This is a genomic window from Klebsiella sp. CTHL.F3a (genome assembly GCF_019890895.1).
Lineage (GTDB): Bacteria > Pseudomonadota > Gammaproteobacteria > Enterobacterales > Enterobacteriaceae > Klebsiella > Klebsiella grimontii.
This window is the reverse complement of sequence record NZ_CP082360.1, coordinates 1552430-1576207: the sequence shown is the minus strand read 5'-3', so window position 1 is coordinate 1576207 and position 23778 is coordinate 1552430. Positions and strand designations below refer to the sequence as shown.

20 protein-coding genes and 1 pseudogene are annotated in these 23778 nt (G+C 58.1%); 5 read left to right on the top strand and 16 right to left on the bottom strand.

Annotated features, from left to right (window positions below):
* Window positions 1-41: 41 nt before the first annotated feature.
* From eutM to maeB, 7 genes are all read right to left on the bottom strand, one after another.
* A complete protein-coding gene (eutM, locus tag K7H21_RS07535; RefSeq protein WP_000387720.1) occupies window positions 42-332 on the bottom strand; it encodes an ethanolamine utilization microcompartment protein EutM in 291 nt (96 codons plus the stop codon).
* 36 nt (window positions 333-368) lie between these two features.
* Window positions 369-1385, bottom strand: a complete 1017-nt coding sequence (gene pta / locus K7H21_RS07530; protein WP_004123420.1) for a phosphate acetyltransferase — start codon at window positions 1383-1385, stop codon at window positions 369-371.
* The gene (gene eutT, locus K7H21_RS07525) at window positions 1382-2185 is read right to left on the bottom strand and encodes an ethanolamine utilization cob(I)yrinic acid a,c-diamide adenosyltransferase EutT (RefSeq protein ID WP_004123421.1); all 804 of its coding nucleotides are present in this window, start codon (window positions 2183-2185) and stop codon (window positions 1382-1384) included. Before eutT ends, pta begins: the two co-directional genes overlap by 4 nt.
* On the bottom strand, window positions 2182-2874 hold the full coding sequence (eutQ, locus tag K7H21_RS07520) for an ethanolamine utilization acetate kinase EutQ (RefSeq protein ID WP_223035681.1): 693 nt from the start codon (window positions 2872-2874) through the stop codon (window positions 2182-2184). Before eutQ ends, eutT begins: the two co-directional genes overlap by 4 nt.
* On the bottom strand, window positions 2852-3331 hold the full coding sequence (gene eutP / locus K7H21_RS07515; protein WP_049112883.1) for an ethanolamine utilization acetate kinase EutP: 480 nt from the start codon (window positions 3329-3331) through the stop codon (window positions 2852-2854). The genes eutQ and eutP overlap by 23 nt, the downstream gene beginning before the upstream one ends.
* Window positions 3332-3343: 12 nt before the next feature.
* Window positions 3344-3679, bottom strand: coding sequence for an ethanolamine utilization microcompartment protein EutS (eutS, locus tag K7H21_RS07510; RefSeq protein ID WP_004123425.1), 336 nt, complete (start codon window positions 3677-3679; stop codon window positions 3344-3346).
* Window positions 3680-3837: 158 nt separating this feature from the next.
* Complete coding sequence (gene maeB, locus K7H21_RS07505) at window positions 3838-6117, bottom strand: NADP-dependent oxaloacetate-decarboxylating malate dehydrogenase (RefSeq protein ID WP_223035680.1); 2280 nt, start codon at window positions 6115-6117, stop codon at window positions 3838-3840.
* Between the two features lie 290 nt (window positions 6118-6407).
* Between maeB and tkt the strand changes: the two genes are divergently transcribed.
* Window positions 6408-8402: a transketolase gene (gene tkt, locus K7H21_RS07500; protein ID WP_139529060.1), complete on the top strand. Its 1995-nt coding sequence runs from the start codon at window positions 6408-6410 to the stop codon at window positions 8400-8402.
* Here tkt and K7H21_RS07495 read toward each other — a convergent pair.
* The 3 genes and pseudogenes from K7H21_RS07495 to aegA form a co-directional block, all read right to left on the bottom strand.
* Complete coding sequence (locus K7H21_RS07495; RefSeq protein WP_024359326.1) at window positions 8371-9438, bottom strand: DUF1176 domain-containing protein; 1068 nt, start codon at window positions 9436-9438, stop codon at window positions 8371-8373. The two genes, tkt and K7H21_RS07495, sit on opposite strands and share 32 nt — an antisense overlap.
* Before the next feature lie 65 nt (window positions 9439-9503).
* Window positions 9504-10101: pseudogene (gene nudK, locus K7H21_RS07490) on the bottom strand (GDP-mannose pyrophosphatase NudK).
* A 58-nt stretch (window positions 10102-10159) separates the two neighbouring features.
* Complete coding sequence (aegA, locus tag K7H21_RS07485; protein WP_004123454.1) at window positions 10160-12124, bottom strand: formate-dependent uric acid utilization protein AegA; 1965 nt, start codon at window positions 12122-12124, stop codon at window positions 10160-10162.
* Window positions 12125-12505: 381 nt separating this feature from the next.
* Between aegA and acrD the strand changes: the two genes are divergently transcribed.
* Window positions 12506-15619, top strand: coding sequence for a multidrug efflux RND transporter permease AcrD (gene acrD / locus K7H21_RS07480; RefSeq protein WP_087828504.1), 3114 nt, complete (start codon window positions 12506-12508; stop codon window positions 15617-15619).
* Between the two features lie 137 nt (window positions 15620-15756).
* Here acrD and ypfM read toward each other — a convergent pair whose 3' ends face one another.
* The gene (gene ypfM, locus K7H21_RS07475; protein ID WP_100181659.1) at window positions 15757-15816 is read right to left on the bottom strand and encodes a protein YpfM; all 60 of its coding nucleotides are present in this window, start codon (window positions 15814-15816) and stop codon (window positions 15757-15759) included.
* A 386-nt stretch (window positions 15817-16202) separates the two neighbouring features.
* On the opposite strand from ypfM, the gene K7H21_RS07470 reads away from it, so the two are divergent.
* The 3 genes from K7H21_RS07470 to K7H21_RS07460 are packed head-to-tail and all read left to right on the top strand — an operon-like array spanning window position 16203 to window position 17918.
* Window positions 16203-16556 carry an ArsC family reductase gene (locus tag K7H21_RS07470; protein WP_004123458.1) on the top strand — a complete coding sequence of 118 codons (354 nt, stop codon included), beginning with the start codon at window positions 16203-16205 and terminating at the stop codon, window positions 16554-16556.
* Window positions 16557-16559: 3 nt separating this feature from the next.
* Window positions 16560-17687, top strand: a complete 1128-nt coding sequence (gene dapE, locus K7H21_RS07465; RefSeq protein ID WP_004123461.1) for a succinyl-diaminopimelate desuccinylase — start codon at window positions 16560-16562, stop codon at window positions 17685-17687.
* Between the two features lie 27 nt (window positions 17688-17714).
* Window positions 17715-17918, top strand: a complete 204-nt coding sequence (locus K7H21_RS07460) for a YpfN family protein (RefSeq protein WP_004123464.1) — start codon at window positions 17715-17717, stop codon at window positions 17916-17918.
* A gap of 220 nt (window positions 17919-18138) precedes the next feature.
* Here K7H21_RS07460 and ypfH read toward each other — a convergent pair whose 3' ends face one another.
* From ypfH to bamC, 5 genes are all read right to left on the bottom strand, one after another.
* Window positions 18139-18837 (bottom strand): esterase, encoded by a 699-nt coding sequence (ypfH, locus tag K7H21_RS07455; RefSeq protein ID WP_004123469.1) that lies wholly within the window; start codon window positions 18835-18837, stop codon window positions 18139-18141.
* A gap of 77 nt (window positions 18838-18914) precedes the next feature.
* Window positions 18915-20915, bottom strand: coding sequence for a tRNA(Met) cytidine acetyltransferase TmcA (locus tag K7H21_RS07450; protein WP_223035679.1), 2001 nt, complete (start codon window positions 20913-20915; stop codon window positions 18915-18917).
* Window positions 20916-20927: 12 nt separating this feature from the next.
* Entirely contained in the window at window positions 20928-21797 is an 870-nt protein-coding gene (gene ypfJ, locus K7H21_RS07445) for a KPN_02809 family neutral zinc metallopeptidase (RefSeq protein WP_004123474.1), read from the bottom strand.
* Window positions 21798-21917: 120 nt separating this feature from the next.
* A complete protein-coding gene (gene purC, locus K7H21_RS07440) occupies window positions 21918-22631 on the bottom strand; it encodes a phosphoribosylaminoimidazolesuccinocarboxamide synthase (protein WP_004104417.1) in 714 nt (237 codons plus the stop codon).
* A gap of 108 nt (window positions 22632-22739) precedes the next feature.
* Window positions 22740-23774: an outer membrane protein assembly factor BamC gene (gene bamC, locus K7H21_RS07435; RefSeq protein WP_004123476.1), complete on the bottom strand. Its 1035-nt coding sequence runs from the start codon at window positions 23772-23774 to the stop codon at window positions 22740-22742.
* Between the last annotated feature and the right edge of the window lie 4 nt (window positions 23775-23778).

The following is a 23778-nucleotide window of genomic DNA, read 5'->3' as shown; positions in this document are numbered from 1 at the left end:
ATGCCGGATAGCGACGCTTGCGCGGCTTATCCGGCCGTGAGTCAAATATTGCTGTCGCCTTTAAAACTGATGGGGAATACCTCTTCCAGATCGCCATGCGGGCGCGGAATAACGTGCACAGAGACCAGCTCGCCAATGCGCTGCGCCGCCGCGGCACCCGCATCGGTGGCCGCTTTGCACGCCGCCACGTCGCCGCGCACCATCGCGGTCACCAGACCGCCGCCAATCTGCTTCACGCCAACCAGCTTCACGCGCGCGGCTTTTACCATCGCGTCAGAGGCCTCAATCAGCGCAACCAGGCCCCGGGTTTCAATCATTCCTAATGCTTCCATTGTGTTTTCCTCTCATGGGGTCCAGAACGGGACCGTTTATACAACCAGTGTTTGCGAGTGGTTTACCCGGCTCGCGTCAGTCTGGCGCGGCACGGCTGCCACTAACGCCAGTTCGATAATTTCCTGCACGCTACAGCCTCGAGAGAGGTCGTGAAGCGGCGCGGCAAGTCCTTGAATCAGCGGCCCGACCGCGCGGTAGCCGCCCAGGCGCTGGGCGATTTTGTAGCCAATGTTGCCCGCCTCCAGCGAGGGAAAAACCATCACGTTGGCCCGGCCCTGTAGCGGACTGGCGGGCGCTTTTTGCACGGCGACCTCCGGTACGAAGGCGGCGTCAAACTGCAGTTCGCCATCAACCATCAGCTGCGGGGCGCGCTGGCGTACGATCCCGGTGGCCTGCTGTACGTTGGCGACGTTGGGATGACGGGCACTGCCGTTGCTGGAAAACGACAACATCGCCACCCGCGGCTCTTCGCCGGTGATGGCCTGCCATGTCTCCGCGCTGGCGATGGCGATATCCGCCAGCTGCGCCGCCGTCGGCTGCGGCACTACGCTGCAGTCGGCGAACCCTAATGCCGGTCCGGCGTACTGCGGAAGCATCAGAAAAATCGACGACAGCGTTTTACAGCCAGGCTGAAGGCCAATAATGCGTAATCCGGCGCGCAGCACATTCGCCGTCGAGGAGAGATTGCCGGCAATACATACGTCGGCCTGACCGGCGCCGACCATGGCGGCGGCGAACATCAGCGGGTCGTTGAGTTTTTCCTCGGCGTCCGGCGGCGTTTTTTGCCCGGCGCGGTCCAGCCAGCGCCGGGCAAACGCTGCGCGTATTTGCCGGTTGCTGAGCGGGTCGACGATCTGCATACCGTCCATCGGCAGGCGGTGGCTTAGGGCGAACTGGCGCAGGGCGAAAGGGCTGGCGATCAAAATCGGCTTTGCCAGCCCCTGCTGCTGGAGGTAGTGCGCCGCTTTGAGGACGCGAATATCCAGCGCGTCCGGAAACACCACCCGGGCGGGCGAACGCAAAGCGAGCTGACGGGCGCGTTCAATAATCATTGCTCCCCTCCCAGACGCTGTTGGATTTGGCTGACGGTCAGCGGATGCCTGGCAACGCTTAAAATCATCATCACGTAGACGGTGCTGGAGAGGCGGTTCAGCGCCTGCAGAAGGTCCGGGCGCAATACCTCAAAACTGCGGGTAATAAAGACCTGCGCGGCGACCGTTTCCGTTTCACGAATTTTGCAGCGCAGCAGATTGAGCAGCGCGGCATCGCGGCCGTGACTGGCTTCCGGCACCAGATGATCGTGGTCGAGATAGCGCAGCGGCTGGTGGGAAAGCTGATGCAGTTCATCCTCGTTCAGCCCGACGATGGACTGTGCCGCCAGCGGTTCGTCCAGGGCGTCGGCGCGCATAATGTTGCCGAGGCGCGAACGGATATCCGCCAGCCACGGCTGCCAGGGCTCCGCCAGTTCAATTTGCAGCCATACTGCCAGGGCGATGCTGGCGTCGAGGGCGGCGCGAAAACCCAGCCGCGGGTCGCTTTTGGCGACCATTTTGTCGGCCGTCAGATGGGTCAGGGTGTCCGGCTTTTTCTTCACCGGCTGACGGCACAGTTCGCAACAGGCCTGCGGGTGCGTGTCGCTGCTGGTCAAACCGTGCACCGGCTGCGGCTGCTGCGCTTCGTCATCAACGAACAGGCTGCCCTGCTCGTCGATAAACTTGATGCGCAAACGGCGGCTTTCCAGCAGCTCCCGGGCCGATGGCGTCAGGCGGGCGTCGGCGGGCAGATGAATTTCTGCCCCTTCGCTGAGCGTATGATTCGCTCTGAGCCAGGCTTCGGTGATGAAATCTTTCATAGCGATTGCCAGTTCGCAGGCCAGGCGACGTACAGAAAACGCACCGTCGACGGCGTACCGAATTCAATGCTGGAGCCTTTCGGGATAAACATCACGTCCCCGGCCCTGGCCACCATGGTTTCGCCTTCATGGCGCACGTGGAGTTCGCCCTCCAGCACCATATCGACCTCGTCATAGTTCAGCGTCCACGGGAAAAAAGCGTTTTCCCACTGCATAAACCCGGCGGCCATGCTGCTGCCGTCCTGCTCGGTAATTAAATCCGTCAGGCCGACCCGGTGCGGCTCCGCGCCGTCGAAGCGGCCGAACTTCACGCTGCCGCCGTCAATAACTTTTACACCGCCTTTACCGGTGACCGCCTTAAAGCTGGGCTGCATCGCGTCCATCCCCAGCGACTGCTTCTCCTTCATCACTTTTTCCATCAGCTGCGCCACCAGGCTTTCGGTAAACAGCCCTTCCGGCAGCTGCGCGATAATGGTTTCGCGAATGCGCTGGCTTTCGGTTTTATCCTCTGCCGCCGGTGCCGCAGGCTCTGGCGCAGATTCATCGCACTCGTGGATGGCGACGCCCAGCAGCTCCGCGACTTCGCGGGCTTCCGGGGTGATGATGCTGGCGCGCAGCACAACCGATATTTCCGCTTCGCCTCGTGCGTGGGCCGCACGAATATCGTTAGCTGTGATAAGTTTCTTCACCTGCCCCTTCCTCCTTTTGGCTGAGCTCACTCAGGTAATTCACCAGATGCTTTACGCTTTGCGGGTCGTGACCGTTGAGTTCGAAAATCGGTTCCTGAAACCCCATCTCGTACAGCAGTTGCCGCACCGCGGCGACGTCGGCGTCCGGCACATCCGTTTTACTAATCGCGGCGATGTGTCGTTTATTCGCGCCAATATCCAGTAGCCCGGCGGGTAAGCGACTTTCGGTATCGTTGGCCGCGTGGACATAAATCAGCGTATCGACATCCTGCAGCGTGGTTATTAATGCGTGGTACCAACGCGGATGGCTGAAATATTCTCCCGGGGTGTCGATGTCACCATCTTCATTAAATTCCACGGCCTGCGTTTTTCTCGCGAGGGAATAATTTCCCTGCAGCGCATTAAAAAGCGTTGTTTTTCCCGCGCCCACCGTACCGACAAATGCAATACGTTTCATCGCCGCCTCTAATTAGCTTTTGGTTAACTCGCAGAGGGTGTAATTTAATAATCTACCGAGCCCGCTTACCGTCTGCAGCAGCGCCTCTTCAACCGCGCCAACCGAGCCGTAAATCACCAGCGCGCCGCTAAACCGGTCGAGAAAACCGATATGCACATCGGCGGCCTTCATCGCTAAATCACCGGCGATCATGGCAGTTTCTCCAGGGGTTAAGGTCATAATGCCGATAGCGCCGGATTCGGGAACGCCGATCTTTTTCGCCAGTTCCGCCCCCGGATGCGCAATCAGATGCGCCAGCGTAACCTGCTTGCCGGGTACAAATTCCTGAATGATGCGTTCTTTATCCATGGCTCACCGCTCCGCTAAAACTTGCGCTTATCGTGACAAGTTTCCGCTGGAGTAAATAACAAAATTCGGCAAGTTGATTTGAAAGGTGAGATAGATCACTTATAAACAGAAATAAAAAAGCGCGGGAGAATTCCCGCGCCTGAAATAATTAAATTAAATTACAGCGGCTGAGTTTGCGCTTCAACAACCGCCAGCGCGACCATATTCACGATACGTCGTACCGAAGCAATTGGCGTCAGGATATGCACCGGCTTCGCGACGCCCATCAGCACCGGTCCGACGGTGACGCCTTCGGAGCTGGAAACGCGAAGTAAGTTGTAACTAATACGCGCGGCTTCCATATTCGGCATCACCAGAATATTGGCCGAACCTTTCAGCGGGCTGTCCGGCATCCGCTCATTACGAATGCTTTCCACCAGCGCGGCATCACCGTGCATTTCGCCATCGATCATCAGCTCCGGCGCCTGCGCCTTCACCAGCTCCAGCGCATGGCGCATTTTGCTGGCGGACGGGCAGTCCGAGGAGCCGAAGTTCGAGTGCGACAGCAGCGCCACCCGCGGTTCAATACCGAAACGACGAACCGTTTCCGCCGCCATCAGGGTGATTTCGGCAATTTGCTCCGGCGACGGATCGTGATTGACATAAGTGTCGGCGATAAAGGTGTTGCCGCTCGGCAGCAGCAGCGCGTTCATCGCCCCGGCCGCATGGACCCCATCGCGGTAGCCGAACAGCGGCTGTATGACGCTGTAGTGCTCGTGATAGTCGCCGATGGTGCCGCAGATCATCGCATCGGCTTCGCCGCGCTGCACCATGATCGCGCCGATCACCGTGGTGTTGCTGATCACCGCCCGCTGCGCCTGCTCCTGAGTGATCCCGCGGCGCTTCATCAGGCTGTAATATTCGTTCCAGTATTCTTTAAAGCGCGGGTCGGATTCGTTATTCACGATCTCAAAATCAATCCCGGCTTTAATCTGCAGCCCCAGCTTCTGGATTCGCATCTCAATCACGCCCGGGCGGCCGATCAGGATCGGTTTCGCCAGCCCAAGAGAGACCAGCTCCTGAGTCGCGTGCAGGACGCGGGTATCTTCGCCTTCCGCCAGTACCACCCGCTTCGGCTCTTTGCGCGCCTGGGAGAAAATCGGCTTCATAAACAGGTTCGTTTTGTAGACGAACTCGCTGAGCTTCTCAATGTAGGCATCAAAATCGACGATCGGGCGAGTCGCCACGCCGGAGTCCATCGCCGCTTTCGCCACCGCTGGGGCGATCTTAACGATCAGCCGCGGGTCGAACGGTTTCGGAATGATATATTCCGCGCCGAAGCTCAGATCCTGATCGCCGTAGGCGGAGGCCACCACTTCGCTCTGTTCGGCGTGTGCCAGCTCGGCAATCGCGTGTACCGCCGCCAGCTTCATCTCTTCGTTAATCGCCGTTGCGCCGACGTCCAGCGCCCCGCGGAAGATGAACGGGAAACACAGAACGTTGTTTACCTGGTTCGGATAGTCAGAGCGGCCGGTACAGATAATCGCATCGGAGCGTACCTCTTTCGCCAGCGGCGGCAGAATTTCCGGCTCCGGGTTGGCCAGCGCCAGAATCATCGGCGCGCGGGCCATTTTCTTCACCATCTCCTGAGTCAGCACTTTCGGACCGGAGCAGCCGAGGAAAATGTCCGCCCCGTCAATCACGTCATCCAGCGTGCGTTTGCCGCTGTCTTCTACCGCATAGGCCGCTTTGGTTTCCGCCATATTCGGCTCACGGCCCTTATAGATAACGCCTTTCGAGTCGCAGACCACGATGTTGTGTTTCTGCATTCCCAGTGCCACCAGCAGGTTCATACAGGCGATCGCCGCTGCGCCCGCGCCGGAAACCACCATCCGCACGTCGGAAATGTTTTTCTCCACCACCCGCAGTCCGTTGAGAATCGCCGCGGTACTGATAATCGCCGTCCCGTGCTGATCGTCATGGAAGACCGGAATATTCATGCGCTCGCGCAGCTTTTGCTCGATGTAGAAGCACTCCGGCGCTTTGATATCTTCGAGGTTAATACCGCCGAAGGTCGGTTCCAGCGCCGCGACGACGTTGATAAATTTGTCCGGGTCCAGCTCATCGACTTCAATATCGAACACATCGATGCCGGCGAACTTTTTAAACAGAACGCCTTTGCCTTCCATCACCGGCTTACCGGCCAGCGCGCCGATGTTGCCCAGCCCCAGTACGGCCGTGCCGTTGGAGACCACCGCCACAAGGTTGCCGCGCGCGGTATATTTATAGGCTGCCAGCGGGTCCTTCTCGATTTCCAGACAGGGCGCGGCGACGCCCGGCGAGTAGGCCAGGGCCAGATCGCGTTGGGTTGCCAGCGGTTTTGTCGGGGAGACCTGGATTTTTCCGGGGACCGGGAATTCGTGGAAATCAAGGGCGCTTTGTTTTAACTGCTCATCCATTTTATCGTTCCTTTCACGTATCGATCGTAGGGGGGTGAAGCGTAATGGCCTACCTGGTGTTCACCCTAAAGGGTCACCTAGTATCTCGCCTGACGGCTTCGTAAACTTTGAACACCGCCAAACTCTCGCCATAACAAAGTTATATTTGTTATCGATTTATAATGTTTATGTAACTTAGTTTCAGAAGCAATGATAGCCCCGTCTGCTATGCTTTTTAGTTATGCAACTCATCATCCTCTCTATCCTAAACCAATAAAAACTCATGCAACCTATTGTTTCAGGAGCACATTATGTCCCGTAGAGAACTCGCTAACGCCATCCGCGCCCTGAGTATGGATGCAGTCCAGAAAGCCAACTCCGGCCACCCCGGCGCGCCGATGGGCATGGCCGATATCGCAGAGGTGCTGTGGAACGATTTCCTTAAGCACAATCCTGAAAACCCGCAATGGTACGATCGCGACCGCTTTATTCTCTCCAACGGCCACGCGTCGATGCTGCTCTACAGCCTGCTGCATCTGACGGGCTATGACTTGCCCATCGAAGAGATAAAAAACTTCCGTCAGCTGCATTCCAAAACGCCGGGGCACCCGGAAATCGGCTATACCCCGGGGGTTGAAACCACCACCGGGCCGCTGGGGCAAGGGCTGGCGAACGCGGTGGGGCTGGCTATCGCCGAGCGTACGCTGGCGGCGCAGTTTAATCAGCCAGACCATGAGATCGTCGATCACTTTACCTACGTGTTTATGGGCGATGGCTGTCTGATGGAGGGGATTTCTCACGAAGTCTGCTCTCTGGCGGGTACGTTAGGACTGGGTAAGCTCATCGGCTTCTACGACCACAACGGTATTTCCATTGATGGCGAAACCAAAGGCTGGTTTACCGATGACACGGCAAAACGCTTCGAGGCCTATCACTGGCATGTGGTTCATGAAATTGACGGCCACGATCCCGAAGCCGTGAAGAAAGCGATTCTGGAAGCCCAGAGCGTGAAGGACAAACCTTCGCTGATTATCTGCCGTACGGTAATAGGCTTTGGTTCACCGAATAAAGCCGGGAAAGAAGAGGCCCACGGCGCCGCGCTGGGCGAACAGGAAGTGGCGCTGGCGCGCCAGCAGCTGGGCTGGCATCATCCGGCGTTTGAGATCCCAAAAGAGATCTACCGCGCCTGGGACGCGCGTGAAAAGGGACAAAAAGCGCAGAAAAGCTGGGAGGAGAAGTTTGCCGCCTATCAGCAGGTCCATCCTCAGCTGGCAGCTGAGTTTACGCGGCGCATGAGCGGCGGACTGCCTGAGTCGTGGGATGAAACAACGCGGAAATATATCGCTGAGCTGCAGGCCAACCCGGCGAAAATCGCCACGCGTAAGGCTTCGCAAAACGCCCTTGATGCCTACGGCCCGCATCTACCAGAACTGTTGGGCGGCTCCGCTGACCTCGCGCCAAGTAACCTGACTATCTGGAAAGGTTCGACTTCGCTGAAAGAAGATCCGGCGGGCAACTATATTCACTACGGCGTACGTGAATTCGGGATGACGGCCATCGCCAACGGCATCGCCCACCACGGCGGGTTTGTACCTTATACTGCCACCTTCCTGATGTTCGTCGAATATGCCCGCAACGCGGCGCGTATGGCGGCGTTGATGAAAGCGCGGCAAATCATGGTCTATACCCACGACTCCATCGGTCTCGGCGAAGATGGTCCGACGCACCAGGCGGTAGAACAGCTGGCCAGCCTGCGCCTGACGCCAAACTTCAGCACCTGGCGACCATGCGATCAGGTCGAGGCCGCGGTGGCGTGGAAACTGGCGGTAGAGCGTCATAGCGGGCCGACGGCGCTAATCCTCTCAAGGCAAAATCTGGCACAAATGGCGCGCACGCCGGAACAGGTACAGAATATCGCCCGCGGCGGCTACGTACTGAAGGACGCCGGCGGCAAGCCGGACCTGATCCTGATAGCCACCGGTTCAGAGGTCGAGATCACCGTACTGGCCGCAGAAAAGCTGCTGGCCAAAGGGGTGAACGTGCGCGTGGTCTCCCTGCCATCGACCGACGTATTTGATGCCCAGGATGAAGCCTATCGGGAGTCCGTACTGCCATCAGACGTCAGCGCCCGCGTTGCCGTGGAGGCCGGGATCGCCGACTACTGGTATAAATATGTGGGACTCAAAGGAAAAATTGTCGGTATGACCGGCTACGGTGAATCGGCCCCGGCCGATAAACTTTTCCCTTACTTCGGCTTCACCGTTGAGCATATCGTCAGCGTAGGGGACGAGGTACAGAACGGGTAACCCATAGCGTGGGCCAGGCGTCTGGCCCCTGCCAGTTATCGCACTGCGGCTGCTGCGCGTAGCGTACCAGGCTAAAGCGCTGGCCGTCATAGCGCCAGCGCGTTTGCGTCCCGCAGTCGCCGGGCGCGCGCCCTTTATCCAGCGTCACCAGCTCCTGGCGTCGATCGTCGTAGCGGGCGTTCACCAGCTCTACGTCACGCGGCACATCGCCGGGCGGCTGGAAAGGCAGCGTAAGCCGTAGCGGGTGAGCAATATACGGTCGCTGACGCGACACCAGCCAGGCCAGCCAAATGGTGTTGTAGGCGCCCGCTTCGCAGCTGGTCATTAGCAAAACCTTATCGTCGGTTAGCGCGGCAACCCGAACCTCGCGGCGAAACGGATCCAGCGAACAGGCGCTGCTGTTCATGCGCTCGTTGCCGTAATCCATGAGATCGTTAAGTTCATCGCGGCTAAGGGGCGATTGCGCGACGTCGATTCTCGCTACCGACCGCAGCGCAGGCGCTGGTGGAACGCTGAGCGGCGGCTCTTCCCCCTTTCCCACCCACGCGGTTTCGCTACCCACGCGCTTCTGCCGGTTATCGATAAACAGCAGAGCGGCTTTCAGCCCCTGTAACGAGATACTCTGTAGGCCATTTTCAAGCGTCATCGTCTGCGCGTCCTGCACCTGCTGCAGGAAAGCATCAATGGTGACGCTATCGTCGGTTTTAAGCAGTTTGTCGGCGATCTGCCAATGTTTATCGCCCAAAGACAGGGGTTTACCATCGAGGCGAAGGCGCGGCGCAATGGGCGCCAGCGCCGCGACCGGGTTGCCCACGCCGCCGAGCTCAATACGCAGGCTGGCGCTGGTGGCCGCCCCGGCGCTGCGGGTGAGGGTCATGACCAGGCCATGATGCAGCCCGACGTTGCGGGCCACGCAGAAATTCTGATTGTTGCAGGTTACCTGCCAGTCATTGAAGAGCTGTTGCGCCGGCGCCGCCCGCACCAGCGATGTCGGCAGTAAACCGAAAAGCAGAAATAAAATAACCCGATGCAACATGAGCGGCACAACCCCGGAGAAAACGCCATACACAGCGGCTATGTTCACCAGCGGCGAGGTTTTACTCAATCGGATTTATCAGAGATCCCCGTTCATCAGCCCGGAGGTTTGCAAATATTGCAGCAGGATCACCGCTTTGCCATCGCGGATCTCCCCGTTCGCCATCATCTCCAGCGCCCGGTTATAAGGAAGCTCCAGCACCTCAATATCTTCATCATCAACGCCGCCACCACCGTTGGCCCGCTGAGTATCATTATATTCGGCAATAAAGAAATGGATAAGCTCGGTGACGCCGCCGGGCGACATAAACAGTTCAAACAGTTTGCGCACTTCACCGACTTCGAAGCCGGTCTCTTCAATGGCTTCTTTGCGCACGCACGCCTCCGGCTCGTCGCTGTCCAGCAGCCCGGCGCAGGTTTCGATCAACATCCCGTCTTCGTTGCCGTTAACCCAGGTCGCGATGCGGAACTGGCGAACCAGCACGACGGTCTGCTTATGGCGGTTATACAGCAAGATGGTAGCGCCGTTGCCGCGATCGTAGACTTCACGTTTATGGCGAACCACGCTTCCATCGCTGCGCGTCAGCTCATAGGTCATGTTGCGCAAAACGAACCAGTTTTCGGAGAGGATTTTATCTTTGATAACGTTGATATTGAGTGACATACGGGCCCCACAGCGTGAAATAACGATGTCATATTACGCTGCGGAACCCGCTTTGTCGTCAGTGAAGCGGAATCGATTTAACCTCGAGGAAGTCCATGATCCCCTGCGCCGCGTGGCGGCCTTCTGCCATGGCGGTCACCACCAGATCGGCGCCACGCACCGCATCGCCGCCGGCAAATACTTTGCGATGGGTGGTCTGATAGCGGTAGCGGCTTTCCACATTGGCCTTAATTCGGCCGCGACTGTCGAGCTTAACGCCGACGGATTCCAGCCACGGCATACCGTGCGGATGGAAACCAAAGGCCATGATCACCGCGTCGGCGGGCATGACAAACTCGCTTCCGGGGATCGGAGACGGGCTGCGGCGCCCCTGAGCGTCAGGCGCGCCAAGCCGGGTGCGCAGAAAGCGTACGCCGTTGACATGCCCCTCTTCGTTCAGCTCCAGGGTCACCGGCTGGACGTTAAATTCAAATAATGCCCCCTCTTCGCGCGCGTTTTTCACCTCTTTCTTCGAACCGGGCATGTTGGCTTCATCGCGACGATAGGCGCAGGTCACCTGCTTCGCGCCATGGCGCAGCGCGGTGCGCACGCAGTCCATCGCCGTATCGCCGCCGCCGAGCACCACGACGTTCAGCCCTTCGGTGTTGACGTAAGGCTCTTCCGGCAGCTCAAGCAGCCCCATCACCTGTTTGGTGTTGGCGATCAGGAACGGCAGCGCGTCATATACGCCGGGCGCGTCTTCGTTCGGTAGATCCGCTTTCATCGAGCGATAGGTTCCGGCGCCAATAAATACCGCATCATAGTCATCAAGCAGCGTCGTCAGCGGGATATCTTTGCCTATCTCACAGTTCAGCTCAAAGCGCACGCCCATCTGGGTAAAGATTTCCCGCCGCCGGGCCAGCAGAGATTTATCCAGCTTAAAGGCCGGAATACCAAAGGTCAGCAGGCCGCCGATTTCCGGATGGCGATCAAAGACCACCGGACTCACGCCGTTGCGCACCAGCCGGTCGGCGCAGGCAAGCCCGGCAGGACCCGCGCCGATAATCGCCACCCGCTTGCCGCTTTCAACGACCTGCGAAAGATTCGGCCGCCAGCCGTTGGCCAGCGCCTGGTCGGAGATATAGCGTTCAATATTGCCGATGGTCACCGAACCGTGCTCATCGCGCAGCGTGCAGGCCCCTTCGCACAGGCGATCCTGCGGGCAGACTCGGCCGGTTATTTCCGGCAGGCAGTTGGTCTGATGAGAAAGCTCAACGGCGGCGGCGATATCCCCCTCTTTCACCCGCTCAATCCACTGCGGAATGTGGTTGTGCAGCGGGCAGGTCCATTCACAAATGCTGTGTTCGCCGCACTTCAGGCAGCGTTCCGCCTCGCGATTAGCCTGTCCGGCAGTGAACGGCAGATAAATTTCGGCAAAATTGGCCTTACGCGCTTCGGCAGTTAGCTTGTCGGGCTCGCCGCGCGGCGGCGTCGCGGCCATCTGCGCGACTTTTCCGGCGGAACACGCCAATACCGCCGCGCCGGGATGACCCAGACGCGCCGCGCGCTGACGCCGCTGTTTCGCCAGATTCATCAGCGTACTGTCCGTCGCCAGCTCCAGCGCCCCGGCCGGGCAGTTTTGCACACAGGCGGGCCCCTCTTCGCGACCATCGCACAAATCACATTTGTGCGCCGTCGCTTTGACTCTGCCCTCCTCTACCGGCGTCAGGACGATCTGCATCACGCCAAACGGGCAGGCAACCATACAGGATTTACAGCCGATGCATTTCTCCTGATTCACCTGGACGCTGCCGTTAAGCTGGCTGATGGCGTCATTTGGACAACTGCGGGCGCACGGCGCCCCTTCACAATGGTGGCAGGTTACGGCGTTACGTTTTTGCTCGCGCTTGATAACGGTAATACGCGGCAAAAAACGCTGCGGGGTCAATACATGCTGCTCATCGTTATGCGCCATGACGCAGGCAACTTCACAAGCCTTGCATCCGATGCACTTATGACTATCGCTTAAAATAAAGTGGTTCATGACATCCTTCAGTCTTCGTGGTGAATAACCCCTCAATTCGCATGACTATCTATTACCCGACAAAACGGTGCAGGAACAATGTGCATTTGCACAGGTTGCCGATTTTTTGGTAATAACCCGAGGTGGATCAATTTTTTTGACTTAAATGAAATGACGTTTTATTTAGCTAAGTAATAATGCGCTACGTTTGCGCCACCGCGGCGGCGCGCCGAAAGGAAGGAGCAGATAGAGGAAGAAAGAGAATTCTTTACGCTGCCATAAAAGGCACACGATAAATTACACTATCTCCTTATTTTCTCCACGATTGCCTGAGGGCTTGCCGCTAGAGTGTCACAGGCTGTGCAATAACAAAAAAATGTGCAAAATGAGGTCCTAATTCTGATGGCGAATTTTTTTATCGATCGCCCCATTTTTGCGTGGGTTCTGGCAATCCTTTTATGCCTGACCGGTACCCTCGCAATTTTGTCGCTTCCCGTTGAGCAATATCCCGAACTTGCCCCACCCAACGTGCGGATCACAGCGAACTATCCCGGCGCTTCGGCACAGACGCTGGAAAATACGGTCACTCAGGTTATCGAGCAGAATATGACCGGCCTCGACAACCTGATGTATATGTCATCCCAGAGCAGCGGCACCGGGCAGGCCACCGTGACGCTGAGCTTTACCGCCGGGACCGATCCGGATGAAGCCGTCCAGCAGGTGCAGAATCAGCTGCAATCGGCGATGCGTAAACTGCCGCAGGCCGTCCAGAACCAGGGCGTAACGGTGCGTAAAACCGGGGATACCAATATCCTGACGATCGCCTTCGTCTCTACCGACGGCAGTATGGATAAACAGGATATCGCCGATTACGTTGCCAGTAATATTCAGGACCCGCTCAGCCGGGTCAACGGCGTAGGCGATATTGACGCCTATGGTTCGCAATATTCGATGCGCATCTGGCTCGATCCGGCCAAACTCAACAGCTTTCAGATGACGGCAAAAGACGTCACTGATGCCATCTCTTCGCAAAACGCGCAGATCGCCGTCGGCCAGCTGGGCGGCACGCCGTCGGTGGATAAACAGGCACTCAACGCGACGATTAATTCACAATCGCTGTTACAAACGCCGGAACAGTTCCGTGATATTACCCTGCGGGTTAATCAGGACGGTTCGGAGGTCACCCTTGGCGATGTCGCCACCGTCGAGATGGGGGCGGAAAAATACGATTACCTCAGCCGCTACAACCGCCAGGCGGCATCCGGACTGGGGATAAAACTGGCGTCCGGCGCGAACGAAATGGCGACCGCCGAACGCGTGATCGACCGCCTGAACGAACTCTCCCAGTACTTCCCGCACGGCCTGGAATATAAAGTCGCTTACGAAACCACCTCATTCGTGAAGGCGTCGATTACCGACGTGGTGAAAACGCTGCTTGAGGCCATCGCGCTGGTGTTCCTCGTGATGTATCTGTTCCTGCAAAATTTTCGCGCCACGCTGATTCCCACGATCGCCGTTCCGGTAGTGCTGATGGGGACCTTTGCCGTCCTCTACGCCTGCGGCTACAGCATTAACACTTTAACCATGTTCGCAGTAGTGCTGGCGATAGGCCTGCTGGTGGACGATGCCATCGTGGTGGTGGAGAACGTCGAGCGTATCATGAGTGAGGAGGGCCTCTCGCCGCGTGAAGCGACGCGAAAATCAATGGGCCAGATCCAGGGCGCGCTGGTCGGTATCGCCATGGTGTTATCGGCGGTATTTGTGCCGATGGCCTTCTTCGGCGGCACCACCGGCGCGATCTATCGTCAGTTCTCTATTACCATTGTCTCGGCGATGGTGCTGTCGGTTCTGGTGGCGATGATCCTGACGCCAGCGCTGTGCGCCACGCTGTTAAAACCGGTTCACAAAGGCGAAACCCACGGACAACGGGGCTTCTTCGGCTGGTTTAACCGCACCTTTAACCGTAACGCCAGCCGCTACGAAACCGCGGTCGGCAAAATTCTTCATCGCTCGCTGCGCTGGATAATGATCTACGTCCTGCTGCTGGGCGGAATGGTCTTTTTGTTCCTGCATCTGCCTACGTCGTTCCTGCCGCTGGAAGACCGCGGCATGTTTACCACCTCGGTGCAGCTACCAAGCGGTTCAACCCAGCAGCAAACCCTGAAGGTGGTGCAGCAGGCGGAAGACTACTTCCTGAAAAATGAGAAACAAAACGTTGAATCGGTGTTTGCGACCATCGGTTCCGGCCCCGGCGGCAACGGCCAGAACGTGGCGCGTATGTTCGTACGCCTGAAGGACTGGGACCAACGCGATCCCACCACCGGCTCCTCTTTCGCCATCATCGAGCGTGCAACCAAAGCGTTTAATAAAATTAAAGAAGCCCGCGTTTTTGCCAGCAGCCCGCCTGCCATCAGCGGTCTGGGCAGCTCCGCCGGTTTCGATATGGAACTGGAAGATCACGCGGGCAACGGGCACGAAGCACTGATGGCCGCCCGCGATACCCTGCTGGAGCTGGCCGCTAAAAATAACCAGCTCACCCGCGTGCGCCACAACGGCCTCGACGATAGCCCGCAGCTGCAGGTGGATATCGATCAGCGTAAAGCGCAGGCGCTGGGCGTCTCTATTGACGATATCAACGACACGCTGCAGACCGCGTGGGGGTCAAGCTACGTCAACGATTTTATGGACCGCGGCCGCGTGAAGAAGGTCTACGTTCAGGCGGCGGCGCCGTATCGCATGCTGCCGGACGATATCAATCTGTGGTACGTACGCAACAGCAGCGGCACGATGGTGCCCTTTTCCGCCTTCGCCACCTCACGCTGGGCGACCGGTTCGCCGCGTCTGGAGCGCTATAACGGCTACTCGGCGGTAGAAATCGTCGGTGAAGCCGCGCCGGGCGTCAGTACCGGTACCGCCATGACGATTATGGAAGAGCTGGCCCAGCAGTTGCCGAACGGCTTTGGTCTCGAATGGACGGCGATGTCCTATCAGGAACGCCTCTCCGGGGCGCAGGCACCAGCGCTGTACGCCATTTCGCTGCTGGTGGTGTTCCTGTGCCTGGCGGCGCTGTACGAAAGCTGGTCGGTGCCGTTCTCGGTGATGCTGGTGGTGCCGCTGGGGGTTATCGGCGCACTGCTGGCGACCTGGATGCGCGGGCTGGAAAACGATGTCTATTTCCAGGTGGGCCTGTTGACGGTGATCGGTCTGTCGGCGAAAAACGCCATTCTTATTGTCGAATTTGCCAATGAGCTGAATCAGAAAGGCGAAGATTTACTTACCGCCACCCTCTCCGCCTGCCGCCAGCGTCTGCGGCCGATCCTGATGACCTCGCTGGCGTTTATCTTCGGCGTACTGCCGATGGCCACCAGTACCGGGGCGGGCTCCGGCAGCCAGCATGCCGTCGGCACCGGGGTGATGGGCGGTATGATTTCCGCTACGGTGCTGGCTATCTTCTTCGTGCCGCTGTTCTTCGTGCTGGTGCGCCGCCGCTTCCCGCTCAAGGAACGGCCGCAATAATCGTGACGCGCCCTGACGATATTTTCGCCGGGGCTAAATAACAGAAAAGGCGACCGGACAGGTCGCCTTTTTCATGTGGTCGCTTCAACTGCATTATTATTCTGCCTGTGAAATCGCCATGCTTTTATTGCGGAAAACTATTTACGAAGCATGCCTTCGATAAAGTCTTTCCAGTTCCCCAGTTCATGTTCAATCATAATAGCCTCTCTTATTATTATGGGTGATTTTATGCAAATTCATTGATGGTTTAAAGATGGTTTGCGCTATCGCTCTGATGACTATCATTACCTCCCTGCTGAATACCCCTTTCATTCGTAAGTACTATGAGCCCAATTCGTGCAATTTAATGTGACCAACAGCAACATTTAGCAACATTCGTCCATTAGCCTATCGCGCCAGGATCCGCCCTGCCGCTAGCAGTAGCCGCCGTTCGGCGCGCAAAAAACGTTCAGAGTGTAACCCTGGATATATATCAGGGGGAAAAAACGATATTTATTAAAACAATTCACGTATTATTTATTAAAGGCTTATATATTCGGAAGAATCTTAGCCAATCATTTAATTCAACGGAAAAGGTTTAATCATGCTCACCATGTACGGGATAAAAAACTGCGACACCATAAAAAAGGCCCGCCGCTGGCTGGAAGCCCATCAAATAGAATATCGTTTTCATGATTATCGTGTCGACGGTCTGGATCGCAGTTTATTAGACACCTTTATCGCTGAACTCGGCTGGGAAGCGCTGCTTAACACCCGAGGGACGACGTGGCGCAAGCTGGATGAAACGGTCCGCGCCAGCATCAATAACGCCGACGCTGCGGCGAAACTGATGCTGGAAATGCCGGCAATCATTAAACGCCCATTGCTCTGCGCGCCCGGTCAGCCTATGCTGCTGGGTTTCAGTGAATCAAGTTATCAGCAGTTTAACGAGGTGTAGTCTATGTCTTGCCCGGTCATTGAGCTGGCTCAGCAGCTTATTCGCCGCCCTTCCCTCAGCCCCGATGATGCGGGATGCCAGGCGTTAATGATTGAACGTCTGCGTGCGATTGGCTTTACCGTTGAACCGATGGATTTCGGGGATACCCAAAACTTCTGGGCCTGGCGCGGGCGCGGGGAAACGCTGGCGTTCGCCGGTCATACCGATGTCGTTCCATCGGGCGACGCCGATCGCTGGATTAATCCCCCTTTTGAGCCCACTATTCGCGACGGCATGCTGTTTGGCCGCGGCGCGGCCGATATGAAAGGCTCGCTTGCGGCGATGGTGGTTGCCGCCGAACGCTTTGTCGCCCAGTATCCGGACCATAAGGGCCGTCTGGCCTTTCTAATCACCTCGGATGAAGAGGCCAGCGCCAAAAACGGTACCGTTAAGGTTGTGGAAGCGCTGATGGCGCGCAACGAGCGGCTGGACTACTGTCTGGTCGGTGAACCCTCGAGCACCGAAGTCGTCGGCGATGTGGTGAAAAACGGCCGTCGCGGCTCGCTGACCTGCAACCTGACCATTCACGGCGTGCAAGGGCACGTGGCCTATCCGCACCTCGCCGATAACCCGGTTCACCGCGCCGCGCCGATGCTGGCGGAGCTGGTGAATATTGAGTGGGATAAGGGCAACGAATTCTTTCCGCCGACCAGTATGCAAATCGCCAACGTGCAGTCCGGGACCGGCAGCAACAACGTGATTCCCGGCGATATGTTCGTCCAGTTCAACTTCCGCTTTAGTACCGAGCTGACCGACGAAATGATTAAAGCGCGCGTCGTGGCCCTGCTCGAGAAATACTCGCTGCGCTACAGCGTCGACTGGTGGCTCTCGGGCCAGCCGTTCCTGACCAGCCGCGGTAAGCTGGTTGATGCGGTGGTTAACGCCATTGAGCACTATAATGAAATCAAACCGCAGCTGCTGACCAACGGCGGCACCTCCGACGGGCGCTTCATCGCGCGTATGGGCGCGCAGGTGGTTGAACTGGGGCCAGTGAACGCCACCATTCATAAAATAAACGAGTGTGTGAATGCCGCCGACCTCCAGCTGCTGGCGCGGATGTACCAACGCATCATGGAACAGCTGGTCGCCTGATGGCATCAATAGAGAAGAGGTAAGCGCATGGATTGGCTAACGAAATACTGGTGGGTTCTGGTGTTGGTATTTTTGGTGGGCGTGATGATCAACGTGATTAAAGATCTGACCCGCGTTGACCACAAAAAATTTCTCAACAATAAGCCGGATCTGCCGCCGCATCGCGACTTCAACGACAAGTGGGACGATGACGACGACTGGCCGAAGAACGACCCGTCGAAGAAGAAGTAAGCATTTTATTTGAGATTGCAGCAAAGAAATCGCCCGGCTTGTACGACGCGGGTCAAGTAACCCGGACAAATGCGCAGTATCGGCTCCGGGAAAATATCCCACTCTGCGCTCTTTTCCCGGGGGCGGCGCTTAACGCGCCTTGCCCGGGCTACCGGTTTCCAGCTCGTTTGCAGGTCCGGTTGCCCGGACAGGCGCATCGCGCCGCCTCCGGGTTTATTATTCACAGCAGCTCAATAATATCGCTATCTTTCGGTGTGCTGCCGCTGAGGGCCTCGTCGAAATAGTGCTTCGGTACGGTAAAGCGCAGATGATCGAGGGCAAACTGCATGCTACGATCGTCAATCGCGTGCCCCAAATCCTCAACAATATCCAGCGTCACGTCACCGCCGGCCTGCTGTAGCGCTTCCTGCCCCGCTACCGCCCACGCCAGATCGATAACCCGATCTTCGCCGCCGTGGATCAGGTGAACGGTGGTCGCGGTCGTCGCCGTCTCCGGCAGCGTCGCATATCGGCCGTTAAAGGCGATCACCCGCGATGCCAGACCCGGCTCGGCTTTAATGCTCTCCAGCGACATAATCGCCCCCTGCGAGAAGCCGATCAGCGCCGTCGCCTGCGGGCTGACGCCGCTCTGCTGCTGCCAGTAGCGCACCGTTTCAATGAAGGTCGGCATGATCGCATCCACGCGCTGCTGGCGGTTTTCTTCGCTGACACCCTGCACGGAAAACCACTGGCGCCCCGGAGGCGGGCCGCACGGCTCCGCGCCACCGATGCTGACGATCAGCGCCTCGGGAAAGAGCGGCGCAAACCAGCTACCGATTTGCCCCATTGCCACCGGGTTATCGCCGACGCCATGAAACAGCAGCAGCAGTTGCTGTGCAGGTGTCGCGGGGCTTTGAACAATAAAATGATCGTGTTTCATGGCTGTCTCCTTAATGTCTGCAAGGAAGTTTACGCCGCAGGCGAAATATGACCATGCCATTTAACTGAAGGAGTTAGTTAAAAAAATTGCAGCATGTGAACCTGCTGGCGCAGGTCGTTGGCGCGGTTTTCATCCAGGCTGAGCAGCGCCTGCGCCGCTTCTTCGCGCAGCCTGGCCAGCAGCGCTTTCCGTCCGGATAAATCTAACGTTCGGCAAAGCGCGGTCTCATCCTGCTGCTGCAGGCGGCCCCGTAGCGCCGGAAGCGGCAGCTCCACCAGCATAAGCAGGCGATTGAGGCTACCCGCCGAGGTCAGTAGCGAACGATGGGCAAAAGCAAAACCCGCCACCTCCAGCCAATCTTCTTCAGTAAGAATAGCCGCTTTCAGCGCCGTCAGCGGCACAGGCTCATCTCGCCAGTCGCGCAGCCAGTACTCATCGCGCTGCAGCCGTCGAGCCTCTTCGCTTGCCAGGCGCTGGCCCGCTTCGCTGAGAGGATAGAGCGCCATCGCGGTATAACAGCCGCTGCTGGCTTCCCGATGCGTGCCCAATCGCACCAGCGTAAAACCGCAGCGTTGCCAGAAGCGCCACAGCTCAGGCGTGTAGCCAAAACTCACCGACAGATAATCCCGGCCCGCAGCCTGCGACGTCGCATGCTCCACCAGCCGCTGCCCCAACCCCTCGCGTTGGCGAGCCGGATGCACGGCAATACGGCTGATGCGCAGCCCTGTCAGCGTGGCCGCCAGCGGGCTGCCGCCGTGCGCCGCCAGCGACTGCGCCACCAGATTGCCGCGCGGACGGCGGTAGCCGGCCCACACCGCCTGGCTAAGGGATGGCTCCAGACCGCCCTCTTCGACCAACCACAGCGCCCCGGCGATGCGGTTGCCGCTGCGGGCGCAGGTAAAATGCTGCCCCGGCGCATCCATCATGCGCCGGAGGTCAAGCGGCGACGTGCGATAGTGGGCCCCGGAAAGCAGTTGATACATCGCTTCCGGTAACGCTGGCTGTCGCCGCCAGCTCTCCTGGCTGACGCTTTCCAGGGCGATATCGCCGCCTGGCGCGTGCTGAAAGGTCTCATCGCTAAACAGCAGCAGCTGCGCGATCGCCGCCTCCAGCGGACAGCCGCTCGCCCAACGAATGGGCGCCGTCAGGCTAAACTGCCGTAAGTGCGCAAAGCTGGCGCAAAACTTAAGCAAAAAGCCGCGCCCGGTCCCTTCGTACCCCTGCACGGTGGTGGTCAATAGCGTCTTCGGGAAGCGGGAGACAAGCTGGCGCAACAGCGGCCCGGGGATGGCCGCTGCCTCATCGACAATCAGCCATCCGGCGCTACAACCGGAAGCCAACAATGCGTCGGGGGCCATAAAGCGCAAGTTTTCGCCAGCGAAAGCCGCCATGACCTCCGTCGCTCCCCGCGCCGGCGCCGTGACGATGGCATCTCCCCCCAGATGGCGAATAAGCATTCCCGCGAGCGCGGACTTTCCTCGCCCGCGCTCGGCGGTTAGCGCCGCAATACCGGGAGGGAAACGGGCCAGTTCGGCAAGCACGGCGGCCTGCTCCACCTGCGGATGACCATCGGCGGGACGCCATCGCGGTCGCGCGGCAAATGCCGGCACCATGCATTCCTCGCCCTGCCGCCAGAGAATGGACGCGTTATTCGCACTAATCTGTTGGCAAAAACGATAAACAAAATTCGGCGTAGAGATGGGGTCGGGAGCGTCGCTCCAGCGCAGGGAATCCGCATCAGGACGAGCCGGCCATTGCACGAAGTCGGGCACGAGCAATACCAGCCAGCTCCCGGCGCGCAGCGTACCGGCTAACGCGGCAAACGCCGCGACGTCAAAACCCTCGCGGGCATCGAAAAAGGCGTGCTGGAATTCGCGGCCCAGCAGCGATTTCAGGGCGGTAGACGAGACGTACGGCTCGGGCATCGGACGCGGACCAACCCACAGCCCGTCTCCGGACAGCGCGGTACGTACTGTTTGCGCCTGGCGCAGGGTCCAGGCATCGTCGCCGCTGAGAACCAGCAGACGACGAATGCCTTCGCGCGCCATCTGCGCCGTCAGGTGACGCAGTTCATCCATGACAAAAAAGCATTACAGCGCGTTGCCGAAGGTGTTGCACTGCGCCGGGTCGCCGCTATCGAAGCCGCGTTTAAACCAGGTATAACGCTGCTGGGACGTTCCGTGGGTAAAACTGTCCGGCACGACGCGCCCCTGGCTCTGCTGCTGCAAGCGATCGTCGCCAATCGCCTCTGCGGCGTTCAGCGCTTCCTGCAGATCGCCGGTCTCCATGTAATCTTGCTTCTGCATGTTGTAGCCCCAAACGCCGGCAAAGCAGTCCGCCTGTAGCTCCATTTTTACCGACAGACGATTCGCTTCCGCCTGCGAAGCATTTTGCTGCAGCTGGCGCACTTTCGGTTCAATACCCAACAGCTTTTGTACGTGATGGCCAACCTCGTGGGCAATAACGTAGCCCTGCGCGAAATCGCCGCCGGCGCCAAGCTTGTTTCTCATCTCATCGTAGAATGACAGGTCGATATACACCGTGCTGTCCGCAGGGCAGTAAAAAGGCCCCATCACCGATTGGCCGGTGCCGCAGGCGGTCCGCGTCGCGCCGCGATACATCACCAGCTTCGGCTGCGCGTACTGGCGGCCCATATCTTTAAAAATCGCGCCCCAGGTATCTTCCGTGTCCGCCAGAATCACCTTCGTGAATTTCGCGGCCTCTTCATCCTGCGGGCTGATGGAGCGTTGAGTGGTGGTTTGCTGTTGTGATACCGGTTCGCCGGTCAGCATGCCGGTTAAATCTACGCCGTAATAGCCCGCCACCAGGACAATAATCAGCAGCACGATGCCGCCTTTGCCGCTGGGGAGACGAAAACCACCTCCGCCGCCCATAGGTGAACCAGATTGACCACGACGATCTTCCACATTGTCGCTTTCGCGACGTCCTTGCCAGCGCATAAGCACCTCAATTCATCATATTAACCAATGAATAAGATCGTAGGCGGTTCAGCGGAGGATTACCACAGGAAACAGCAAGAAGAGCGCCAGAAGAAGAAAACTTCTTCTGGCGTCGGGGGATTAGTCGAGTTTCACGCCCAGGCGATGAGCGACTTCTTCGTAGGCTTCAATCAGGCCGCCGAGGCTCTGGCGGAAGCGGTCTTTATCCATTTTATCCATGGTTTTTTTATCCCACAGACGGCTGCCGTCCGGAGAGAATTCATCTCCCAGCACCACTTCGCCTTTGAACAGACCGAACTCCAGTTTGAAGTCCACGAGGATCAGACCCGCGTCGTCAAATAGCTTTTTCAGCACATCGTTAGCTTTGTAGGTCAGCTCCTGCATCCGCGCCAGGTTCTCTTTGCTCACCCAACCAAAGGTTTCGCAATAAGATTCATTGACCATCGGATCGTGCATGGCGTCGTTCTTCAGGAACAGATCGAACAGCGGCGGGTTCAGCTCAATGCCTTCTTCAATGCCTAAGCGTTTCACCAGCGACCCGGCGGCGCGGTTGCGCACCACGCACTCCACCGGCACCATATCCAGCTTTTTAACCAGACACTCGGTATCGGACAACAGCGCTTCCATCTGGGTCGGGATACCCGCTTCCGCCAGCTTGCTCATAATGAAATGGTTAAACTTGTTGTTCACCATGCCTTTACGATCGAACTGCTCAATGCGAGCGCCGTCCCCTGCTGACGTATCGTTACGGAATTCGAGTATCAACAGATCCGGGTTTTCGGTGCTGTATACCGTCTTCGCTTTACCACGATACAACTCAGCTTGCTTTTGCATCTTTGTCACTCCAGTGATGATTAACGATAAAAATTTGTGCTTTTCTGCCGACGCACACGTTTGCGTCACTATACATTAAAAAGGGCCGGATTGCTCCAGCCCTGTTAATTACTTACTTAATGCGGCCTGGAATACGGCAACCAGGGCATCATTTTGCGACTGCGTCAGCGTATGGCCTTTCGGGTCGATGAACTGCAGGCTGCTGCGGTTATCGAGGTCCCCGACCTGCAGTTTATAATCGCCGGATACCAGCTGCGGGTCGCGAGCGCCCAGATCGGTCCAGCCGCTGTCGGAAAGCGGTTTATAAGTGACTGAGAAGCTACCCTGAGAACGAGAGCTATCTGTGACCTTCATACCCACTTTTTCCAGCGCGCCCGGCAGGCGTTGCCACACCAGGTTAAACGGCGCGCGAACGATCAGCATCGGCAGGCCGGTATCATCAGCGCCGCTCTGCACGTCGAAGGTCGCCCCGGCGTTTTTCTGCGCCGCGTTCTGCGCGCTAGTGGCGTTCAGATCCAGACCTTCGGAAATGACGTTCAGCATGGCGGTACTGTAGCGCTGCAGCGAAGCCGGATCGGCAACAGGTTTACCCGCCTGCTCCAGATTCACCAGCTTCACGATCACCGCCTGCTGATAGCCTTGCTGCTTAACTGAGATTTGATAGCGACCACGGTACTGCTGATCTTCATCGAGGCGATTCCACTCGACCCAGTCGGTATTCAGCGTCTGGCTAGCATCGTCGCGTTTAGCGATAGTGTAGTTTTTCGACTGCACGATGCTTGCCACCTGCGCCCACAGCGAACCGCTGCGACCGTTTTCCACCATCAGCGTCGCGGTATCGCCGCTGAACTGCGTACGCGCGCCGCTGACCAGCGCCAGAGGCTGGGCTGGCGGACGAATGTCCAGGGCTTTGCCTGTGTTACCGGTGCTGGTTGCAACCGGAATATTATAATCACCCACCTGAACCGGCAGGATCATCCCTGCTGGCGCGTGAAGTTCACTAAGCGGCGTTGCCTGCAAATAGGCCTCGTCGCCGCTCACCTGACGCTTATAGCGCGAGTCAGAACTACAGGCCGCGAGGAGTAGAACCAGCGAAACACCCGCAACCTTCGCCAGGCGCGACTTCTGTACTGAGTAAGCCATCAAA